Source organism: Pseudomonas sp. GW822-FHT02E03 (assembly GCF_058802325.1).
In genome coordinates this window covers 1-19,097 of sequence record NZ_JBXAOA010000035.1, presented here as the reverse complement: position 1 = coordinate 19,097, position 19,097 = coordinate 1, and the positions used below count along the sequence as shown (strand labels likewise).

At 58.5% G+C, this 19,097-nt stretch carries 20 protein-coding genes; 12 read left to right on the top strand and 8 right to left on the bottom strand.

What is annotated here, in order from left to right; genetic code table 11:
* Window positions 1-62: 62 nt before the first annotated feature.
* Entirely contained in the window at window positions 63-956 is an 894-nt protein-coding gene (gene ptrR / locus AC1RQB_RS21620; RefSeq protein WP_008013546.1) for a putrescine utilization regulator PtrR, read from the bottom strand.
* Window positions 957-1,060: 104 nt separating this feature from the next.
* On the opposite strand from ptrR, the gene AC1RQB_RS21615 reads away from it, so the two are divergent.
* The gene (locus AC1RQB_RS21615) at window positions 1,061-2,251 is read left to right on the top strand and encodes an MFS transporter (RefSeq protein WP_063341261.1); all 1,191 of its coding nucleotides are present in this window, start codon (window positions 1,061-1,063) and stop codon (window positions 2,249-2,251) included.
* On the opposite strand, the gene AC1RQB_RS21610 is transcribed toward AC1RQB_RS21615, so the two are convergent.
* Entirely contained in the window at window positions 2,187-3,119 is a 933-nt protein-coding gene (locus AC1RQB_RS21610; protein ID WP_063341262.1) for a DMT family transporter, read from the bottom strand. The two genes, AC1RQB_RS21615 and AC1RQB_RS21610, sit on opposite strands and share 65 nt — an antisense overlap.
* Before the next feature lie 280 nt (window positions 3,120-3,399).
* Window positions 3,400-4,236: a CvfB family protein gene (locus AC1RQB_RS21605; protein ID WP_030131899.1), complete on the bottom strand. Its 837-nt coding sequence runs from the start codon at window positions 4,234-4,236 to the stop codon at window positions 3,400-3,402.
* A gap of 351 nt (window positions 4,237-4,587) precedes the next feature.
* On the opposite strand from AC1RQB_RS21605, the gene AC1RQB_RS21600 reads away from it, so the two are divergent.
* From AC1RQB_RS21600 to AC1RQB_RS21590, 3 genes are all read left to right on the top strand, one after another.
* Window positions 4,588-4,776: a PFL_1563 family small protein gene (locus tag AC1RQB_RS21600; RefSeq protein WP_017337097.1), complete on the top strand. Its 189-nt coding sequence runs from the start codon at window positions 4,588-4,590 to the stop codon at window positions 4,774-4,776.
* 209 nt (window positions 4,777-4,985) lie between these two features.
* The gene (locus AC1RQB_RS21595; RefSeq protein ID WP_008076706.1) at window positions 4,986-5,702 is read left to right on the top strand and encodes a TorF family putative porin; all 717 of its coding nucleotides are present in this window, start codon (window positions 4,986-4,988) and stop codon (window positions 5,700-5,702) included.
* Between the two features lie 76 nt (window positions 5,703-5,778).
* Window positions 5,779-6,648 (top strand): DUF6279 family lipoprotein, encoded by an 870-nt coding sequence (locus AC1RQB_RS21590; RefSeq protein ID WP_063341263.1) that lies wholly within the window; start codon window positions 5,779-5,781, stop codon window positions 6,646-6,648.
* Window positions 6,649-6,768: 120 nt separating this feature from the next.
* On the opposite strand, the gene AC1RQB_RS21585 is transcribed toward AC1RQB_RS21590, so the two are convergent.
* Complete coding sequence (locus AC1RQB_RS21585) at window positions 6,769-7,161, bottom strand: hypothetical protein (RefSeq protein ID WP_063341264.1); 393 nt, start codon at window positions 7,159-7,161, stop codon at window positions 6,769-6,771.
* A 201-nt stretch (window positions 7,162-7,362) separates the two neighbouring features.
* Between AC1RQB_RS21585 and AC1RQB_RS21580 the strand changes: the two genes are divergently transcribed.
* The 3 genes from AC1RQB_RS21580 (at window position 7,363) to AC1RQB_RS21570 (ending at window position 9,240) form a co-directional block, all read left to right on the top strand.
* Window positions 7,363-8,097: a DUF899 domain-containing protein gene (locus AC1RQB_RS21580; protein ID WP_063341265.1), complete on the top strand. Its 735-nt coding sequence runs from the start codon at window positions 7,363-7,365 to the stop codon at window positions 8,095-8,097.
* 488 nt (window positions 8,098-8,585) lie between these two features.
* The gene (locus AC1RQB_RS21575) at window positions 8,586-8,858 is read left to right on the top strand and encodes a hypothetical protein (protein WP_008076699.1); all 273 of its coding nucleotides are present in this window, start codon (window positions 8,586-8,588) and stop codon (window positions 8,856-8,858) included.
* Between the two features lie 106 nt (window positions 8,859-8,964).
* A complete protein-coding gene (locus tag AC1RQB_RS21570) occupies window positions 8,965-9,240 on the top strand; it encodes a hypothetical protein (RefSeq protein WP_063341266.1) in 276 nt (91 codons plus the stop codon).
* A 136-nt stretch (window positions 9,241-9,376) separates the two neighbouring features.
* Here the strand turns inward: AC1RQB_RS21570 and AC1RQB_RS21565 are convergent, their stop codons facing one another.
* On the bottom strand, window positions 9,377-10,723 hold the full coding sequence (locus AC1RQB_RS21565) for a DEAD/DEAH box helicase (protein ID WP_008013572.1): 1,347 nt from the start codon (window positions 10,721-10,723) through the stop codon (window positions 9,377-9,379).
* A 193-nt stretch (window positions 10,724-10,916) separates the two neighbouring features.
* On the opposite strand from AC1RQB_RS21565, the gene AC1RQB_RS21560 reads away from it, so the two are divergent.
* On the top strand, window positions 10,917-12,215 hold the full coding sequence (locus AC1RQB_RS21560) for a mechanosensitive ion channel family protein (RefSeq protein ID WP_063341267.1): 1,299 nt from the start codon (window positions 10,917-10,919) through the stop codon (window positions 12,213-12,215).
* Between the two features lie 105 nt (window positions 12,216-12,320).
* On the opposite strand, the gene AC1RQB_RS21555 is transcribed toward AC1RQB_RS21560, so the two are convergent.
* From AC1RQB_RS21555 to AC1RQB_RS21545, 3 genes are all read right to left on the bottom strand, one after another.
* Window positions 12,321-13,187 carry a carboxylate/amino acid/amine transporter gene (locus AC1RQB_RS21555; protein ID WP_063341268.1) on the bottom strand — a complete coding sequence of 289 codons (867 nt, stop codon included), beginning with the start codon at window positions 13,185-13,187 and terminating at the stop codon, window positions 12,321-12,323.
* 387 nt (window positions 13,188-13,574) lie between these two features.
* Window positions 13,575-14,174, bottom strand: coding sequence for an FMN-dependent NADH-azoreductase (locus AC1RQB_RS21550; RefSeq protein ID WP_063341269.1), 600 nt, complete (start codon window positions 14,172-14,174; stop codon window positions 13,575-13,577).
* Between the two features lie 229 nt (window positions 14,175-14,403).
* Window positions 14,404-14,733: a hypothetical protein gene (locus tag AC1RQB_RS21545; protein ID WP_063341270.1), complete on the bottom strand. Its 330-nt coding sequence runs from the start codon at window positions 14,731-14,733 to the stop codon at window positions 14,404-14,406.
* Window positions 14,734-14,782: 49 nt separating this feature from the next.
* Between AC1RQB_RS21545 and AC1RQB_RS21540 the strand changes: the two genes are divergently transcribed.
* The 4 genes from AC1RQB_RS21540 (at window position 14,783) to AC1RQB_RS21525 (ending at window position 19,011) form a co-directional block, all read left to right on the top strand.
* Window positions 14,783-15,706: a PA3225 family LysR-type transcriptional regulator gene (locus tag AC1RQB_RS21540; RefSeq protein WP_008069097.1), complete on the top strand. Its 924-nt coding sequence runs from the start codon at window positions 14,783-14,785 to the stop codon at window positions 15,704-15,706.
* 14 nt (window positions 15,707-15,720) lie between these two features.
* A complete protein-coding gene (locus AC1RQB_RS21535; protein ID WP_063341271.1) occupies window positions 15,721-16,524 on the top strand; it encodes an alpha/beta fold hydrolase in 804 nt (267 codons plus the stop codon).
* Window positions 16,525-16,527: 3 nt separating this feature from the next.
* Window positions 16,528-17,085, top strand: a complete 558-nt coding sequence (locus tag AC1RQB_RS21530; RefSeq protein ID WP_007902463.1) for a peptidylprolyl isomerase A — start codon at window positions 16,528-16,530, stop codon at window positions 17,083-17,085.
* Between the two features lie 93 nt (window positions 17,086-17,178).
* A complete protein-coding gene (locus tag AC1RQB_RS21525; RefSeq protein ID WP_063341272.1) occupies window positions 17,179-19,011 on the top strand; it encodes an ABC transporter ATP-binding protein in 1,833 nt (610 codons plus the stop codon).
* The last annotated feature ends 86 nt before the right edge of the window (window positions 19,012-19,097 follow it).

Here is a 19,097-nt window from a genome sequence, read left to right as displayed (position 1 = left end):
CAATGCTCGCCCAAGATCGCAATGATCTGTTACTAAATTGATCCAAATCCCAGACCGCCCGTTCAAGCAATTGCCTGGGCCTGAATCGCTGCCGACGGATACACCGCCTGCTGCTGCTCGATCCATGCATTCAGGTTGGCCCCGACCATGCCTTTGCGCCACATCAGCCAGGTGGTCGCGCTGGCGAACGGCTCGGCCAACGGGTGCACTGCCACGCTTTCACGCCCCGGCAGGCTGGCGAGCATCGACTCCGACATCAGCGCCACGCCAGAGCCGGCAATCACACAAGCGAGCATTCCCGGATAAGACTCGATCTCCATCGCCCGGCCCATGGCCGCGTGATCATGGGCGAACCAGGCTTCCAGACGCATCCGGTAGGAACAGCCCTGGCGAAACGTGAACACCGAACGTCCTTCGACATCCAGTGCGCTGCGTACCGGCGGATGATCGGCCTCGCTGATTAACACCAACCGTTCATCGCACAACGGCACGCCGTCGAGCCCAGCCAGTTCCAGCGGACCGTCCACCAGCGCTGCATCGAGGCGCCCGGTGAGCAGACCTTCGAGCAATTCGCCGCTGGGGCCCGATTGCACTTGCAGGTTCACCGCCGGATAGCTGCGGTGATAACGCGCCAACAGCTCTGGCAGGTGAATCGCGGCGGTGCTGTACATGGTGCCCAGTACGAAATCCCCGGCCGGTTGCCCACCCTGCACTGCCGCATGGGCTTCGTCGTGCAAGGCGAACAGCTTGGCGGTGTAGTCCAAGAGGACTTTTCCCGCAGGTGACAACTGCAAACGCTGACGCTCACGTACGAACAGTTCGACACCGAGTTGCTCTTCGAGCTGCTTGAGCCGGGTCGACAGGTTGGACGGCACACGATGCAGGCGTTCAGCAGCGCGGGTAATGGAGCCCTCCTGCGCCACCGCCTGGAAGATCCGCAATTGGCTGAATTCCACGCCATTCTCCAAATCAGAACAAGTTTCTCACTATTATTCATTTTTAAAGAAAGTCAATCAGTCCTAGCCTGACGGTCATTGATCCTCGGAACAGAACTCAGACCATGTCCCTCCTGATTCGCTTAACCGCCAGCTTTATCGCCCTGATGATGGCCATGGGTATCGGGCGTTTCGCCCTCACCCCGCAACTGCCGCACTTGCTCAGCGAAGGCCAGATCGACCTGACTGCCGCTGGTCTGATTGCCGCCGCCAACTACCTCGGCTACTTCGTCGGCGCGGTGGACGCGATGTTCGCCCGTCGTCCCGATCAGGTTCGTCGACGCCTGTTTGGCGGATTGTGGCTTTGTGTGCTGCTGACCCTGGCCTCGTTCTGGGCCGACGGGTTCTGGTCGCATCTGGTGCTGCGTTTCGGCACGGGCGTGGCTAGCGCCTGGGTGTTGGTGATGATTACCGCATTGAGTCAACCGCTGGCAGCGGCGGCCGGTCGTCCGCGCCTCGGCGCGCTGGTCTTTGCCGGACCGGGTCTGGGGATTTTTCTGACAGGATTGCTGGCCTTGGGCTCGAACCTGCTGGGGCAGACGTCCGCAGTCTTGTGGCTGGTGTATGCCGGTGTCGGGCTGGTGATGCTGCTGGGGATTCTGCCGTTCCTGCCGCAACCGGCCGATCTTTCTACGGCGACCCCGCCTGCCGTCACATCGGGTGCCCAAGGTGTCGGACGTTTACCGGTAATCTATGGTCTGTACGGTTTGGGCTACATCATCCCGGCCACTTTTCTCTCGCAAATGGCCAGCGCGCAGTTCCATGGACAATGGCAAGCCGATCTGTTCTGGCCGTGCTTCGGCCTGGCGGCGGCAATCGGGGTGGTGTTGGTGAGCCTGCGTCGGCACAACCCGAATGCCACTCGCCATTGGCTGATGGCTACTCTGTGGCTGCAGGCGGCCGGCGTGTTTGCTTGCCTGTTGGGCAGCGGTGCCGGCCTGGCGTTGGGGGTGATCCTGTGTGGCGGGCCGTTCCTGGCCTGCATGCAACTGGTGATGCAGCGCTCCCGGGAACTGGCGCCCCATGCCACCCAGCGCAACGCCGGGCTGCTGACCGCGTGCTTCGCCGTGGGTCAGCTCAGCGGGCCGTTGCTGGCCGCGCTGAGCAGTCATTTCAGCGGTGGATTGCAACCCGCGCTGATGATCGCCGGCAGCGGTTTGCTCATCGCAGGAGGCCTGTTGCTGCACCCGGTCAGGGTTGCCCAAGCGCTTTGCGCAAACGACGGCGGACCCACTGCTCTGCGCTCACAAAAGTGATCCCGAGCAGAACCAGCACCGCGCCGATCACAAAGTTGAGACTCAGTTCTTCGCCCAGCAGCACCACGCCGAATGTGACGCCGAACAGCGGCGTCATGAACGAAAACACCGCCAGGTTCGCCGCCAGATAACGACGCAGCAGCCAGAACCAGGTCAAGTAACTGAAGAACGACACCACCAACCCTTGGAATAACACACTGGCCACAGCCACAGTGGTCAGGCTGACATGGGTGACCTGCCCGCTGAGGATCGCGATCAACAGCAGGCCGACGAAGCCGACGATCAGTTGATAAAACAGCGTCAGCGTCACCGGCGCTTCCGACAGACGCGAGGCGCGCACCACCACGGTGGTCGCGCCCCATGACGCGCCGGCCAGCACGCCCAACGCATCGCCCATCAGCATGCGGTGGTCGAGGTTGTCCCAGGACACGCCACCGGCAAACGCAATGGCAATGCCGATGAAGGCGAGAACAATCCCCAGCCACTGCACCGGTCTTAAACGCTCACTCGGCAGCAGCCAATGCACGCCCAACGCGGTGAAGATCGGCGCGGTATAAAGGAACACCGACATGTGCGCGGCCGTGGTCAGTTGCAGGCCTTCGGAAATGAAGAAGAACTCCAGGCCAAACAACGCACCCGCCAGCAAGCCGCCGCGCCAGGTAGTGCCAACCTGATCCCAACCGCCCTTCCAGCAGATCAACAATCCTACGAGCAACGCGGAAATACCCGACCGCCCCGCCGCTTGCATGACCGGCGCGATGTCGGGCGCGGCCCACTTGATCATCACCTGCTGCACGCCCCAGATCAGGCACAGCCCGACCATCACTTGCAGGGCAAATCCATCGGCGCTACGCCGGGTGGCGCTCACCGGAACACCTCGATAACACAATCCATGGCAGTGACTCGACAGTAAAAGCAAAGCCCCGACCTTCTGGCTGAGCAGAGTGCCGGGGCGAAAAATTATGCCGTCGATTATTAACCAGATGGACAGAAAAAGGTGTCTGCAAAAGACCTTTAAATCGTTGCTTGCGTCATATGGCGGTCGCGTCCTCCCTGTAGGAGCTGCCGCAGGCTGCGATCTTTTGATCTTGATCTTTTACAGTCAAAAGATCGCAGCCTGCGCCAGCTTCTACACGGGCGGCGTAGGGTCAGCTGAGTTCGATACGATCAGCGTGAATGACGATCTGGCCGTTCTTGTACAACGCACCAATGGCCTTTTTGAAGTTGCCCTTGCTGACGCCGAACATACTGCTGATCAGCGTCGGGTCGCTCTTGTCGCTGACTGGCAGAGTGCCGTTGTTGTCGCGCAACTTGGCAAGAATCTTCGAGTTCAGGCTAGTGGCAGCTTCCTCGCCCACCGGTTGCAGGCTCAGGCTGATCTTGCCGTCGGCGCGGACTTCTTTGATAAAGCCCTTCTCTTCTTTACCGGCGCGCATGAACTTGAAGATTTCGTTCTTGTGGATCAGACCCCAATGCTTGTTGTTGATGATTGCCTTGAAGCCCATATCGGTCGCTTCGGCCACCAGCAAATCAACTTCCTGACCCGGGGTGTAATTGGCCGGGGTCTTGTCCAGGTAGCGGTCCAGACGCGCCGTCGCGGTGATGCGGCGCGTGTGTTTGTCGAGATAAACGTGCACCACGACATACTCGCCGGCCGTCATCTGGCGCTTTTCTTCTGAATACGGCAGCAGCAGGTCCTTCGGCAAACCCCAATCCAGGAACACGCCGATGCTGTTGACTTCAACAACTTTCAAACTGGCAAATTCACCGACCTGAACTTTCGGTTTTTCGGTCGTTGCGATAAGTTTGTCATCGCTGTCCAGATAAATAAAAACGTTGAGCCAGTCTTCATCTTCGCTGGGAATATCTTTGGGGATATAACGGTTAGGCAGAAGGATTTCGCCATCCGCGCCACCGTCCAGATATAAACCGAAGTTAGTGTGTTTAACCACTTGCAAACTGTTGTAGCGCCCGACTAAAGCCATGTCCAATACCCTCATTGCGTGGGCGGCATTCTACCCGGTTTTGCGGGCCGCGTTCGGCGGCCGGTCCGGTGGCACAAGAAAATACGTCGAAGGCCTTAATTTTCCTGGGTTTTACTCGGTGCGCTTGCCCGCTCGTCAGACCATTTGGGTGCCTCGCCCCATGGTCTGCCCATCCGAAAAACGCTTTTTCTTCACTTGGGTTCTTAGTTAAAACAGCAGCTTACGGGAACATTGCGAATAATAACTTGCGATAAATTGCGTTTCTCCGAGGTGTATTTCGGGAGGATATTTACCAAGCAATTGTCAAGTATTTCCTGTACGATGCCTGGCCAAGTTAATTTCTACAGGTTAATGGCCGCCATGCGTGTAAAAGCATCCAACAGCAAAGCAAAGCCAGCTCCAGCCGTTGAAACCAGCGAATCGATCAACAACCAGATCGCTGCGTTCCTCAAGTCCGGCGGAGAGATCCAGCAAATTGCCAAAGGCGTCAGCGGCCAGACGTTCGGCCCGTCCAAGCAGATCACATTGGGCAAAAAGTAATCCCCCTGTGTTAACTGGTCCCTAAGCGCTTTGAGCTTCGAAGCGCTTGGACTGGAACCCTCCCGCAATACCCCATCAAACAAATCAATATTTCAAAAATCGACGAACGGCCCTCGATGCCGAGCATTCGCCGGTATGCTTGCACACGTCTAGATCAAGCGTTTCAGTAGGTTTCAAGGACCTGCTCCTCGCTGTTCATGGAGTGACGCATGCTCAAGCCCTCTCTTTTCCTGCTCTGCAGCGTGCTGTGGTGTTCAGACGCCAATGCGCAAGTCTTCCAGCGCGAACTGGGCGACTTCGATCTCAAACTCGCCACCACCCCCAGCCGCAGCATGGCCCAGGGGCTGGTCAAACCTTCGACGACCGGCTCGTTCCATGGTGGCCTCGACCTGAGCCACGACAGCGGCTTCTATGTGGGTCAATGGTCCCCCAGCATGGGGCTGAGTCCCTCGAGCAATCTCGAAGTCGATTCCTACATGGGCTTTAAACAGCCCTTCGATCACTCCCTCGGCTACGAAGTGGGCATGATCCATTACAGCTACCCGAAAGTGGACACCCTCGACAGCCAGGAGCTTTTCGGCGGCCTGACCCTGCTGGGCAGTCGCTTCGGCGCGGCCTTCAGCAACGACCCGGACAAACAGAACAGCACCCTGTTCGCCGACCTCAGTGGCAACCAGCCGTTCGGCATCGGGATCAGCCTGAAATACACCACCCACCAACTCAACACACCAGTGTCCGTTGACGATGGGTATGTCGGCAGTTTTACCGACTGGTCAGTGAAATTGTCCCGGCCGTTCATGGGCATCGATCTGGACTTGATCTACAGTGATTCAAGCCTGAGCGGCAGCGATTGTTCCGCTTATTCTGGCCACAATAGCCAGTGCGACGGTCTGGTGACGCTCAAGGCTGCGCACAGCTTCTATTAATTGGCTGAACTGCCGGGCTTATCCCGCGATCACACAAGAGAACCCTTAAGAAACCAGGTCTTCGCAAGGACTCGTCATGTCGCACTGGTTGAAGCAGATCGGCGTCATCCTCACCCTTAGCCTCACCGTCGCCGCGTGCAGCCGCGTCGGCCTGGCTTACCGCAACCTCGACGTGATCATTCCCTGGACGCTCAGCGACTACCTGGAGATGAATCACGAACAAAAAGACTGGTTCAACGAGCGCCTCAAGGAACACCTGAGCTGGCACTGCACCACGCAATTGCCCGGCTACCTCGACTGGCTGGATCGCTTACAGGCCATGGTCGAGGCCAACCAGATCACCGACGCCGCACTGCAAACCCGCACCCATGAAGCCAAACAGGCCATCGCCGATACCGCCCGGGAAATCACCCCGTCGGCCATAGAGCTGTTGCAGGGCCTTGATGACAAGCAAGTCGCGGAAATGAACGATGCCTTCGCCAAGGACCAACGCAAACGCCAGGAGGCCTACCTCAAACCGTCTCTGGAACAACAGATCAGAGAGCGGAGCAAGCGCATGGAGAAACGCCTGAATGACTGGCTCGGCCCGCTCAACCCAAGCCAACAGCAACGGGTCGTGGCCTGGTCGAATGCCTTGGGTGATCAGAACAGGCAATGGATTGCCAACCGCGTCCATTGGCAACAGCAATTCAGCGCGGCAGTTGCGCAGCGGCAGAGCCCGGAATTCCCACAGCGAATCGAGACACTTCTGGTGAATCGCGAGAGTTTGTGGACACCGGCTTACCGCGAGGCCTACGCCAACACCGAAGCCCAGGCAAGGGCGTTGCTGGTGGACGTGATGGCCGAGAGCACACCGGTTCAACGTGAACGGTTGCTGCAAAAGATTGAAGGCGTGCGCAAGGATTTCGCTGATTTGAAATGCCTGAAAGCGGCGCGGAAGGTATAGGTTCTAAAGATAAAAGCTTCGCGGGCAAGCCTCGCTCCTACGGATAAGCGTCGTTCACACATTTTGTGAACAACACAAAACCCGTAGGAGCGAGGCTTGCCCGCGAAGCTTTTTACGGTATCAAGCAATCTGCGCCTTCGACGCCACCTCATCAAACGTCAACTCATCCAGCGCATCTTCCTGCTCATCCAGCACCTGCCGCGGATGCTCATTACCCGGAATGCTGCTGTCGATCAGGCTCAATAAACTCGAGCCCCGAGGCGTCAAAATGTAGTTCTCACCATTGCCACCCTGATCTTCTGGCCGAGGCTCGATATACCCCCGCAGCAGCAGTAATTTTTCATACTCGCCCGCCACGGTTTTCAGGTGATCCAGGTTCTCAAACGGCTCGCCCGCGGAGGCTTTCGCCGCCGCATACTGTTCGGCATAAGGCCGTGGGGTGAAGTTGTGGCCAGCGCCGTTCTGCACTTCATGCAGCAAGCGTTCAATCAAATCCCAGTTATAAGTCGTCATCCTGATCAACCTCCAGAGCCCGTGAGTGAAATGGCCTTCATAGGTTGTGACCGACATGAACGGCAGCCGTTCAGCCGAGGTATTTCGCCCTACCGACCGGCGGTATGTCGAATAGGGCACAGGCCAAACGACTAGGCTGTGTAAGACGGTTTACCCCTCTGCGCGGATCGACTTTCGCCAAAGCATGCAGGAGAAATCACCATGAACATTCAGAACCATCCGGTCGTGTCCCGGGAAGAATGGCTCGCTGCCCGCAAACAACACTTGGCCCACGAAAAAGCCTTCACCAAGGAACGGGACAAACTCAGCGCCGAACGCCGCGCTTTGCCCTGGGTGAAAATCGACAAACCCTACCGCTTTCAGGGCCCCAACGGCGAACTGAGCCTGGCCGACCTGTTCGGCGGCCGCAGCCAATTGATCATCTACCACTTCATGTTCGCCGCTGGCTGGGACGAAGGCTGCCCCGGTTGCTCGTTCCTGTCCGACCACATCGACGGCGCCAACCAACACCTGGCCCATCACGACGTGGCCGTGGTCGCGGTTTCCCACGCACCGTTCGCCGAATTCCAGCTTTTCAAACGGCGCATGGGGTGGAAATTCGACTGGCTCTCGTCCGAAGGCTGCGACTTCAACTATGACTTTGGCGTCTCAGCCCGAGCCGAAGACGTCGCCGCCGGAAAAGCTACCTACAACTACGAAAAAACCGACGGGGCAGAAGAAGAACTCCCCGGGCTCAGCGTGTTTTATCGCAATGAAGCGGGGGAGATTTTTCACACCTATTCAACGTATGCCCGCGGCCTGGACTTGCTGGTTGGTGCCTACAACTACCTCGACCTCACACCCAAGGGGCGTAATGAAGAGGAAATCATGGATTGGGTGAGGCATCACGATCGGTATGAGGACAAGGCAGCGGCCAGTTGCTGTCATGGGGGGTAGATTGCTTGATCCGGGTTGGTCACAGTATCCGTGAACACCACCAATCCCCTGTGGGAGCGGGCCCGCGATGACTGACTAACATTCAACATGGATGTCGACTGATGCACCGCTATCGCGAGCAGGCTCGCTCCCACAAAGTTGCGCGGTGTTCTGTAGGTTGCGTCCGGTTGACTGACTGCCACCAGGTAGATGCCCTACAACAACCTCGGAATCTGGCACCTTGCACCGCTGGAACCATGAAGCTTATAGTCCGCCCGTCGTCCACATGACGACCGGGTTTGGCGACCTGACGAACGAGTGCGAGAGCTGTCTGCTTATTTGCAGGCGCCTCCGCATCCGCAAAACTGTTTTTATGGCAGTTGTGCGCGGGAGACCTTCGTGTCTGCCGGTTACTCGTTTCCGGTTCGCCAACCTGCGTACAGCTGCCACCCCATTTCGTTTGGCGACGATCTGCTGGCAGTCTCAGCAAACTAAACGAGGCTTCAACTATGGATAGATACATGCCCTTAACCGGAATCGACCTGATCCCGGCCTCCCTGCTCATCGACACACAAGCCCCACTCGACGTCCTGCAAGCCATGGCCGACTACCGCATTCGCACCGTCACCCAAGTGCTGGAAAACATCGCCTTTCGCGCCGAGATCGGTTGCGACACAGTGGTGCTTTCCGACTTCTCCAAACTGCTAGCCATACCGCTGCGTGATGGCTGTGATTTGATGGATGTAATTGGCAGACGGTTGCGGGCGCAGGCTGCGGAGTGAATGAAAATGGGCGGCCTGTGGGTCGCCCGTTTCTGTCACTGAACTTTTTTCGCCCTTCAGCCCTCAACCGGATAACCCGCCTTAACCGGAACCGAGGCCTGACTTTATGAAAACCCTGCTCAAACTCACCCTCGCCGCCACCCTCACCTGCGCCCTCCCCGTTTGGGCCTGCCCGCCCGACGAAGCCACCGCCAAGCGCGAACAACTGGCCAAGGAGATCGCCAAGATCACGGAGCAGAACCCGGCCAAGGCCAAGGAAATCAATGACGAGTTGAAGAAGATGGACCTGGAGACGGCCAGCAAGGATTTGCCGGACAAGTGCCAGTTGATCGATCAGCGTCTCAAGGAGCTGGAATCGGCGGAGACGAAAGCCAAGAGTTAAACCGCAAGATCAAAAGATCGCAGCCTTCGGCAGCGCCTACACGGGCTTGAGCGTGCAGCTGTAAGAGCTGATGCGATTTTTTGACGTAAAAAAACCCGGACACTGTCCGGGTTTTTTATGGGAACGCTACAGCGCTTTATTCAGCAGCCGGCGCTTCCGGCTTGCGGCGTTTCAGCGGGGCCATGCCGTCCTTGCTGACCAGCGACAGGGCGTCGGTCTTCGGGCGGTTGGCGATCTTGCGCTTGGTCGGGGCCTTGGCGCCGGTTTTCTTCTTGTCGCCTTTGGCGTCGACCTTTTTCTTCTTCACCCCAACGGCTTTGCCCGAGGCCTTGACCTTTTTCGGTCCGCCGTAGGTGCCTTTGACTTCCTTGATGGTGCGGCGCTCGAAGCTCTGCTTGAGGTAGCGCTCGATGCTCGACATCAGGTTCCAGTCGCCATGGCAGATCAGCGAGATGGCCAGGCCATCGTTGCCGGCGCGGCCGGTGCGACCGATGCGGTGAACGTATTCGTCGCCGCTGCGCGGCATGTCGAAGTTGATCACCAAGTCCAGGCCTTCCACGTCGAGGCCACGGGCGGCGACGTCGGTGGCCACGAGGATTTTCACGCCGCCTTGCTTCAGACGGTCGATGGCCAGCTTGCGGTCTTTCTGGTCTTTGTCACCGTGCAGCACGAACGCTTTGTATTCCTGCGCCACCAGACGGCCATAAATACGGTCGGCCATGGCACGGGTGTTGGTGAACACGATGGCCTTCTGATAGGTCTCGTTGGCCAGCAGCCAGTTCACGATCTGTTCTTTGTGCTGATTGTGGTCGGCGGTGATGATCTGTTGACGAGTGGTGGCGTTCAGATCGCTGACGTTGTTCAGCTGCAAGTGTTCAGGGTTGTTCAGAACCTTGGCGACCATCTCGCGCAGGCCCGAACCGCCGGTGGTGGCGGAGAACAGCATGGTCTGCTGACGGTTGGTGCACTCTTCCACCAGACGCTGCACGTCTTCGGCAAAGCCCATGTCGAGCATGCGGTCGGCTTCGTCGAGCACCAGCACTTCGACTTCTTTGAGGTCGAGGTTGCCGGCGTTCAGTTGCTCGATCATCCGGCCCGGCGTACCGATCAGGATGTCCGGCACCTTGCGCAGCATGGCGGCCTGGACCTTGAAGTCTTCACCGCCGGTGATCAGGCCGGACTTGATGAAGGTGAACTGAGCGAAGCGCTCGACTTCCTTGATGGTCTGCTGGGCCAGCTCGCGGGTCGGCAGCAGGATCAGGGTCTTGATGCTGACGCGGACTTTGGCCGGGCCGATCAAGCGGTTGAGGATCGGCAAAACGAATGCAGCGGTTTTGCCGCTACCGGTTTGCGCCGTCACCCGCAGGTCACGCCCTTGGAGCGCCAGCGGTATAGCCGCTGCTTGCACAGGCGTTGGCTCGACAAATTTAAGCTCGGCCACGGCTTTGAGCAGGCGTTCGTGCAGGGCGAATTGGGAAAACACGGGTGCTACCTCGAAGAAATACAAAAAAACAGCTGCATAGGGTAACGGTTTCGAGCGCGAAGGCCGAGTTTCTTTATACAAACGGCTGCAAACAGTGGTTTTTTTGTTGCCTGTTTTGCCTCAAAACGTCATCCGGAACGTCTTAAATGCTCTAATCGCCCCGTCGCGTCCTACAGAAGAACCGTTTTCACCCATGGATATCAAACAGCTCTGGCTCAACGCCCAAGACCTCTGGGGTGCTCTCGATCAGCACCCGCTCCTGCATTCCACACTCGCGCTGATGTTGCTGCTGGTGGTGGCGCTGGTACTCGGACGAGTGGCGCGTTACCTCATTCTTCATGCGACCAAAATCCTCGGTCGCCAGCCGTCGCTGCACTGGATCACCGATTTTCGCCATAACAAAGTGTTTCATCGCCTGGCGCAGATGACGCCCTCGCTGGTGATCCAGTTCGGTCTGCACCTGGTGCCGGAGCTGAGCAAAACCGCCCTTAACTTCCTTGGCAATGTGGCGCTGTCGTTCACCATTCTGTTTCTGGTGCTGGCCGTCAGCGCATTGCTCAATGCCCTGCTGGACATTTATGCCCGCACCGAACACGCCCGCACCCGCTCGATCAAGGGCTACGTGCAACTGGCGAAAATGGTGTTGTTCGTGTTTGGCGCGATCATCATCGTTGCAACGCTGATCGACCGGTCGCCGCTGTTGCTGCTGTCGGGTCTGGGCGCCATGTCGGCGGTGATTCTGTTGGTCTACAAAGACACCCTGCTGTCGTTCGTCGCCAGCGTGCAACTGACCAGCAACGACATGCTGCGGGTCGGCGACTGGATCGAGATGCCGCAAGTGGGTGCCGACGGTGACGTGGTGGACATCACCTTGCACACGGTCAAGGTGCAGAATTTCGACAAGACGATTGTGTCGATCCCGACCTGGCGCCTGATGTCCGAGTCGTTCAAAAACTGGCGCGGCATGCAGCAGTCCGGCGGGCGGAGGATCAAGCGCAGCCTGTTCATTGACGCCAGTGGCGTGCGGTTTGTGCGCGATGACGAAGAGGCAAAACTGGCCCAGGTGCATCTGCTGACCGACTACATCAACCGCAAACAGGCCGAACTCAAGGCCTGGAACGAAGCTCAGGGCAACGTCGCGGCGATGTCGGCCAACCGTCGACGGATGACCAACATCGGCACCTTTCGCGCCTATGCGCTGGCATACCTGAAGAGTCACACGGAAATCCAGCCGAACATGACCTGCATGGTTCGCCAGATGCAGACCACCGCTCAGGGCATTCCGCTGGAAATCTACTGCTTCACCCGCACCACCGTGTGGGCCGATTACGAGCGGATTCAAGGGGATATTTTCGATTACCTGCTGGCGGTACTGCCGGAGTTTGGTTTGAGCCTTTATCAGCAGCCGAGCGGTGGGGATTTGCGGTCGGGGTTGCTCCCGGCGGTGTTGGGCGCGAGTCACATTCCCGAGCCCGAAAAACACATCATGTAGCACCACAAAACCCTGTGGGAGCGGGCTTGCCCGCGATGAGGGAGTATCAGTCAACGAATTGGTGCCTGACTTTCCGCTATCGCGGGCAAGCCCGCTCCCACAGATTCAGTGTGCTGCTACTGATTGGCGAACACCCAACCGACTAATCCACACCGCCATCAGAATCACCGACCCACCAAACAACAACCGCCCCAGCTCTTCATGCTGATTCCAGATCAACAAGTTGATCAGCAACCCCACCGGCACATGCAGGTTGTTCATCACCGCCAACGTTCCGCCGTTCACCAGGCACGCGCCCTTGTTCCACCAGTACAGACCCAACGCGGTCGAGACCAGGCCGAGGAACAGCAGCACGCCCCATTGCAGCGGCGCTTCGGGCAGGAAGTTCTGTTTGCCGAACAACAGAAACGCCGGCAACGCCACCGCCAACGCGCCCAGATAGAAGTAGCCGAAGCGTCGGTAATGCGGCAGATCACTCGGATGGCGGGCCACCAGATGTTTGTAGAGCACCTGCCCGGCGGCGTAGGTGAAGTTGGCGAGTTGCAGCAGCAGGAAACCCATGAAGAAATCCGGGTTGATCCGGTCATAACGAATCACCGCCGCGCCCGCCACCGCCACCAGTGCAGCAATCAAGGCCCACGGATTGAAGCGGCGGTTCAGCGCGTCTTCGATCAGGGTCACGTGCAATGGCGTGAGGATGGTGAACAGCAACACTTCCGGCACCGTCAGCACCCGGAAGCTCAAATACAAACAGACGTAAGTCACGCCGAACTGCAACGCGCCGATCAGCAACATCCCACGCATGAACGCCGGCTCGACCTGACGCCAGCGCGTCAGCGGAATGAACACCAGCCCCGCCAGCAGCACCCGCACCAGCACCGCGAAGTAACTGTCGACATGACCGGCCAGGTATTCGCCGATCAAGCTGAAGGAAAACGCCTGGATCAGCGTGACAAAAAGTAGATAGCCCATGGTCGCCTCATTTCGAATGGCGGCGACGATAGCGGGTTTTGCCTTTCATCGCGAACAGTCAGGTAATACACAAAACCCTGTGGGAGCGGGCTTGCCCGGGTAGAAACCGGAGACATCCTTTACGTTTTAAACCGGAGACATCGTTTACAGGTATGAAATACGGTCAGGAGGTGCCTGACACACCGTCATCGCGGGCAAGCCCGCTCCCACAGGTTTATGTTGTGCTCACAAAATCGCAGGCAAAAAAAAGCCCGATCTCGCTAATGCGTTCAATCGGGCTAGAGCACTCAGGAGCAACAAGTGCAAAGGGAGGTTCGATGCGCGTGCAGGCTTGAAGGGTTGCGCCAGGTCACTAGACCATCCAGCGATTATCTGGCGATTAACGGCTCAGGCGACCTGGGAAAGCTTGGCGTTGGCCTGGTTCAGGCCTTTCTCCTGGAAGTCACCGCCCAGGTTCATGCCTTCGGCGTGAATGAACGTGACGTCGTGGATGCCGATGAAGCCCATGACTTGGCGCAGGTAAGGTTCCTGGTGATCCGCGGTGCTGCCGGCGTAGATCCCGCCGCGAGCGGTCAGCACATAGGCGCGCTTGCCGCTGAGCAGTCCTTGCGGGCCTGTTTCGGTGTACTTGAAGGTCACTCCGGCACGCAGCACGTGGTCGAGCCAGGCTTTGAGGGTGCTCGGAATGGCGAAGTTGTACATCGGCGCAGCCATTACCAGTACGTCGGCGGCCAGCAGTTCATCAGTCAGCAGGTTGGAGCGTTCCAGCGAGGCCTGCTCGATCTCGTTGCGTTGTTCGGCAGGCTTCATCCAGCCGCCCAGCAAGTTGATGTCCAGGTGTGGCACCGGGGTTGTAGCAAGGTCACGGACGGTGATCTGGTCGGCCGGGTGTGCGGCTTTCCATTGGCTGATGAAGGTCTGGGTCAGCTGGCGGGAAACCGAGTCTTGCTGACGGGCGCTGCTTTCGATGATCAGAACGCGGGACATGGGATGTAGCCTCCATCTGAGAATGCTGTAGGTCGATGGAGTGAAGGTTAAACAGAGTCATATCGATGAAAAAGCGCAAATAACTGCTATAAAGCATCGATAAATTCGTTTATAAGCGATGCATGTCCTGTGGGGGCGGGCTTGCTCGCGAAAGCGGTGTGTCAGCCAACAGTGGTTTCGACTGACACGATGCCTTCGCGAGCAAGCCCGCTCCCACAGGGTTGTAAAGTCATTTCGGGGTGCAGGTCAGGTTGATACGCATCTTGATGATGGTGCGGGTGAACTTGGCGGTGGCGTTTTTGTGTTTACCGGCAGGCACTTCGATTGTGCGGTTACGCGGTGCTTCCGGGCCATTGTTGAAAACCACCTTGCAGATCGCATCGGTGCTGCCGTAGTTGTTCACCTGAATGGAGGCGATATCGGCATCTGTATCAAAGGCGTTGTAGTCGATGCTCAAGCCGTTCAATTGCTTTTGAACGTCGATCGAATACGCAATCGCCGTCAGTGGCAGCAGCGCCAACACCGCACAACCCGCCATCACACTACAAAGTTTTTTCATTCAGCAGCCTCCAATAAGGACTGCCAGCTTAGGACAAGAGGAGCTCAACATGAAAGCGCCCCGCGTGACCCTTGATCAATGGCGAACATTACAGGCCGTGGTCGATCACGGCGGTTTCGCCCAGGCCGCCGAAGCGCTGCACCGCTCGCAATCGTCGGTCAGCTACACCGTAGCGCGCATGCAGGACCAACTCGGTGTGCCATTGCTACGCATCGACGGCCGCAAAGCGGTGCTCACCGAAGCCGGCGGCGTGCTGCTGCGCCGTTCCCGGCAACTGGTGAAACAGGCCAGCCAACTGGAAGACCTGGCCCATCACATGGAGCAAGGCTGGGAAGCGGAAGTGCGGCTGGTGGTCGACGCAGCCTACCCCAGCGCCCGCCTCGTTCGCGCCCTGACCGCGTTCATGCCACAAAGCCGTGGCTGCCGGGTGCGCCTGCGCGAAGAAGTGTTGTCGGGTGTCGAGGAAGTGTTGCTCGAAGGCGTGGCCGATCTGGCCATCACCGGTTTCAGCATTCCCGGTTATCTGGGTGCAGAATTGAGCGACGTCGAATTTATCGCGGTCGCTCACCCCGAGCATTCCTTGCATCGCCTGAACCGCGAACTGAACTTCCAGGACCTGGAAAGCCAGATGCAAGTGGTGATCCGAGACTCCGGCCGTCAACAACCGCGAGACGTCGGCTGGCTCGGCGCCGAGCAGCGCTGGACCGTCGGCAGCCTGGCCACCGCCGCGACTTTCGTCAGCAGCGGCCTGGGTTTCGCCTGGCTGCCCCGGCACATGATCGAGCGCGAACTCAAGGAAGGCACGCTCAAAGTGCTACCGTTGGATCAGGGTGGCAGCCGCAACCCGAGCTTCTATCTGTATTCAAACAAGGACAAACCCTTGGGCCCGGCCACGCAGATTCTCATCGAACTGCTGCGCACCTTTGATACCGCGCCGCTGGATGCACCTTTCGCCGCCCCTGAACAAGCCTGACATGGAGTGTACGTATGGCCTATTTCGAACATGAAGGTTGCAACCTGCACTATGAGGAATATGGCCACGGCACGCCGTTGCTATTGGTTCACGGGTTGGGCTCCAGCACCCTGGACTGGGAAATGCAGATCCCGGCGCTGTCAGCCCACTACCGGGTGATCGTCCCGGACGTACGCGGCCACGGGCGCTCCGATAAACCCCGTGAGCGTTACAGCATCGCCGGGTTCAGCGCCGACCTGATCGCTCTCATTGAACACTTGCACCTCGGCCCGACACATTATGTAGGGCTTTCCATGGGTGGCATAATCGGCTTTCAACTGGCGGTGGATCAGCCGCAATTGCTCAAAAGTCTATGCATCGTCAATAGCCAGCCGCAAGTCAAAATGCAAAAGCCCAGTGACTACTGGTGGCTAATCAAACGCTGGAGCATGGCCCGACTGCTGAGCATGGAAACAATCGGCAAAGCCTTGGGGCGCATGCTGTTTCCCAAACCCGACCAAGCCGATTTGCGGCAAAAAATTGCCGTGCGCTGGGCAAAGAACCACAAACATGCTTATCTCGCCAGCTTCGATGCCCTCATAGGCTGGGGGGTTCAGGAACGACTTTCGCGAGTCACCTGTCCAACCCTCATCGTTAGCGCAGACCACGATTACACACCGGTCTCGGTGAAGGAAACTTACGTAAAACTGCTGCCCGATGCGCGGCTGGTGGTGATCGCCGATTCGCGCCACGCCACCCCGCTGGATCAACCCGAACGCTTCAACCAAACGCTGCTCGAGTTTCTCACCGCAGTCGACACCACCACTCAGGATCACTGACTTATGCTGAAAAAAATCGCCCTCGTCGCCGGCTCCGTTCTGTTTGCCGCCAACCTGATGGCCGCCACGCCCGCCAAGGCGCCGCACGTGCTGCTGGAAACCACCAATGGCCAGATCGAAATCGAACTGGACCCGGTCAAGGCGCCGATCAGTACCAAGAACTTCCTTGAGTACGTCGACAGCGGCTTCTACAACAACACGATTTTTCACCGTGTGATTCCTGGCTTTATGGTCCAGGGCGGCGGTTTCACTCAACAGATGCAGCAAAAAGAAACCAAGGCGCCGATCAAGAACGAATCCAAAAACGGCCTGCATAACGTGCGTGGCACGCTGTCCATGGCCCGTACTTCCGTCCCGGATTCGGCCACCAGCCAGTTCTTCATCAACGTCAAAGACAACGACTTCCTGGACCAGGGCGACGGCTATGCCGTGTTCGGTAAAGTCGTTAAAGGGATGGACGTCGTCGATGTCATCGTCAACTCCCAGACCACCACCAAAAGCGGCATGAAAGACGTGCCGGCCGACCCAGTCTTCATCAAGTCGGCCAAGCGCATCGACTGAGAGTAAGCTGGACAGGGAGTCTTGAGCGGCCGCCGGTTCTGCCGGCGCCGCTCATATCGTTTAAAGGAGAGCCCGTACGCGGGCGGAGAACTGATGCTTTATCGTCGTTTTGAAAAACTGATCGACATTTTCCGCGATGCACCGACGGCGGCTCCGCCGGATCGGGTTCTCCCCTTCTATACCTATTACCTGAAGCAGGTCTGGCCGAGTTTCGCCGTCCTGCTGATCGTCGGCCTGTTCGGCGCGCTGATCGAAGTGGCGCTGTTCAGCTATCTGAGCCGCATCATCGACCTCGCCCAAGGCACGCCCAACGCCGACTTCTTCAAGGATCACGGCATCGAACTGGCCTGGATGGCGGTGGTGGCGTTGGTCCTGCGCCCGATATTCGTCGGCTTGCATGACTTGCTGGTACACCAGACCTTGAGCCCCAGCCTGACCAGCCTGATCCGCTGGCAAAACCACAGTTATGTGCTCAAACAGAGCCTCAATTTCTTCCAGAACGACTTCGCCGGACGCATCGCCCAACGCATCATGCAGACCGGTAACTCGTTGCGCGATTCGGCTGTGCAAGCGGTGGACGCGTTATGGCACGTGCTGATCTACGCGATCAGTTCACTGGTGCTGTTCGCCGAAGCCGACTGGCGCCTGATGATCCCGCTGCTGACCTGGATCGCCGCCTTCATTGGCGCCCTCTACTACTTCGTTCCACGGGTCAAGGAACGCTCGGTGGTGTCGTCCGATGCACGCTCCAAACTCATGGGACGGATCGTCGATGGCTACACCAACATCACCACCCTGAAACTGTTCGCCCACACCAACTTCGAGCAGCAATACGCCCGCGAAGCGATCAAGGAACAAACCGAAAAAGCCCAACTGGCTGGCCGTGTGGTGACCAGCATGGACGTGGCCATCACCAGCATGAACGGCCTGCTGATCGTCAGCACCACCGGCCTCGCGCTGTGGCTGTGGACGCAGTCGTTGATCTCAGTGGGTGCAATTGCCTTGGCCACGGGTCTGGTGATCCGCATCGTCAACATGTCTGGCTGGATCATGTGGGTGGTGACGGGCATTTTCGAAAACATCGGCATGGTTCAGGACGGTTTGCAGACCATTTCCCAGCCAGTCAGCATCACCGACCGCGAGCAGGCCAAGCCTTTGAAGGTGGCGCGTGGCGAGGTGCGTTTCGATCACGTCGATTTCCACTACGGCAAGAAAAGCGGGATCATCAGCGACCTCAACCTGACGATCAAACCCGGCGAGAAAATCGGCTTGATCGGCCCGTCCGGTGCCGGCAAATCGACGCTGGTCAATCTGCTGCTGCGCCTCTATGACGTGCAGGGTGGGCGGATTCTCATCGATGGCCAGAACATCGCCGAAGTTGGCCAGGAAAGCCTGCGTGAACGCATCGGCATGATCACCCAGGACACCTCGCTGCTGCACCGTTCGATCCGCGACAATTTGCTGTACGGCAAACCCGACGCCACCGATGCCGAACTCTGGGAGGCGGTGCACAAGGCCCGGGCCGACGAGTTCATCCCGTTGCTGTCGGACTCTGAAGGCCGCACCGGTTTTGATGCTCATGTCGGGGAACGCGGTGTGAAGCTCTCCGGCGGCCAGCGTCAGCGGATTGCCATCGCCAGGGTGCTGCTCAAGGACGCGCCGATCCTGATCATGGACGAAGCCACCTCGGCACTGGATTCGGAAGTCGAAGCGGCGATTCAGGAAAGCCTCGAAACCCTGATGCAAGGCAAGACTGTGATCGCCATCGCCCACCGCCTCTCGACCATCGCGCGAATGGACCGCTTGGTGGTGCTGGAAAACGGCAAGATCGCCGAAACCGGCAGCCACGCCGAACTGCTGGCCCATGGCGGCTTGTATGCGCGGTTGTGGCAGCACCAGACCGGCGGGTTTGTCGGAATCGATTGAGGCAACACCAACCTGTGGGAGCGGGGGGGGGGGGGGGGGGGGGGGGGGGGGGGGGGGGGGGGGGGGGGGGGGGGGGGGGGGGGGGG

What these genes read in the sequence shown, in the direction of transcription:
- AC1RQB_RS21615 (WP_063341261.1), top strand. Translation starts at nt 1,061, where the DNA reads ATGTCCCTCCTGATTCGCTTAACCGCCAGCTTTATCGCCCTGATGATG.
- AC1RQB_RS21605 (WP_030131899.1), bottom strand. Translation starts at nt 4,236, where the DNA reads ATGGCTTTAGTCGGGCGCTACAACAGTTTGCAAGTGGTTAAACACACT.
- AC1RQB_RS21600 (WP_017337097.1), top strand. Translation starts at nt 4,588, where the DNA reads ATGGCCGCCATGCGTGTAAAAGCATCCAACAGCAAAGCAAAGCCAGCT.
- AC1RQB_RS21595 (WP_008076706.1), top strand. Translation starts at nt 4,986, where the DNA reads ATGCTCAAGCCCTCTCTTTTCCTGCTCTGCAGCGTGCTGTGGTGTTCA.
- AC1RQB_RS21590 (WP_063341263.1), top strand. Translation starts at nt 5,779, where the DNA reads ATGTCGCACTGGTTGAAGCAGATCGGCGTCATCCTCACCCTTAGCCTC.
- AC1RQB_RS21585 (WP_063341264.1), bottom strand. Translation starts at nt 7,161, where the DNA reads ATGACGACTTATAACTGGGATTTGATTGAACGCTTGCTGCATGAAGTG.
- AC1RQB_RS21580 (WP_063341265.1), top strand. Translation starts at nt 7,363, where the DNA reads ATGAACATTCAGAACCATCCGGTCGTGTCCCGGGAAGAATGGCTCGCT.
- AC1RQB_RS21575 (WP_008076699.1), top strand. Translation starts at nt 8,586, where the DNA reads ATGGATAGATACATGCCCTTAACCGGAATCGACCTGATCCCGGCCTCC.
- AC1RQB_RS21570 (WP_063341266.1), top strand. Translation starts at nt 8,965, where the DNA reads ATGAAAACCCTGCTCAAACTCACCCTCGCCGCCACCCTCACCTGCGCC.
- AC1RQB_RS21560 (WP_063341267.1), top strand. Translation starts at nt 10,917, where the DNA reads ATGGATATCAAACAGCTCTGGCTCAACGCCCAAGACCTCTGGGGTGCT.
- AC1RQB_RS21555 (WP_063341268.1), bottom strand. Translation starts at nt 13,187, where the DNA reads ATGGGCTATCTACTTTTTGTCACGCTGATCCAGGCGTTTTCCTTCAGC.
- AC1RQB_RS21550 (WP_063341269.1), bottom strand. Translation starts at nt 14,174, where the DNA reads ATGTCCCGCGTTCTGATCATCGAAAGCAGCGCCCGTCAGCAAGACTCG.
- AC1RQB_RS21545 (WP_063341270.1), bottom strand. Translation starts at nt 14,733, where the DNA reads ATGAAAAAACTTTGTAGTGTGATGGCGGGTTGTGCGGTGTTGGCGCTG.
- AC1RQB_RS21540 (WP_008069097.1), top strand. Translation starts at nt 14,783, where the DNA reads ATGAAAGCGCCCCGCGTGACCCTTGATCAATGGCGAACATTACAGGCC.
- AC1RQB_RS21535 (WP_063341271.1), top strand. Translation starts at nt 15,721, where the DNA reads ATGGCCTATTTCGAACATGAAGGTTGCAACCTGCACTATGAGGAATAT.
- AC1RQB_RS21530 (WP_007902463.1), top strand. Translation starts at nt 16,528, where the DNA reads ATGCTGAAAAAAATCGCCCTCGTCGCCGGCTCCGTTCTGTTTGCCGCC.
- AC1RQB_RS21525 (WP_063341272.1), top strand. Translation starts at nt 17,179, where the DNA reads ATGCTTTATCGTCGTTTTGAAAAACTGATCGACATTTTCCGCGATGCA.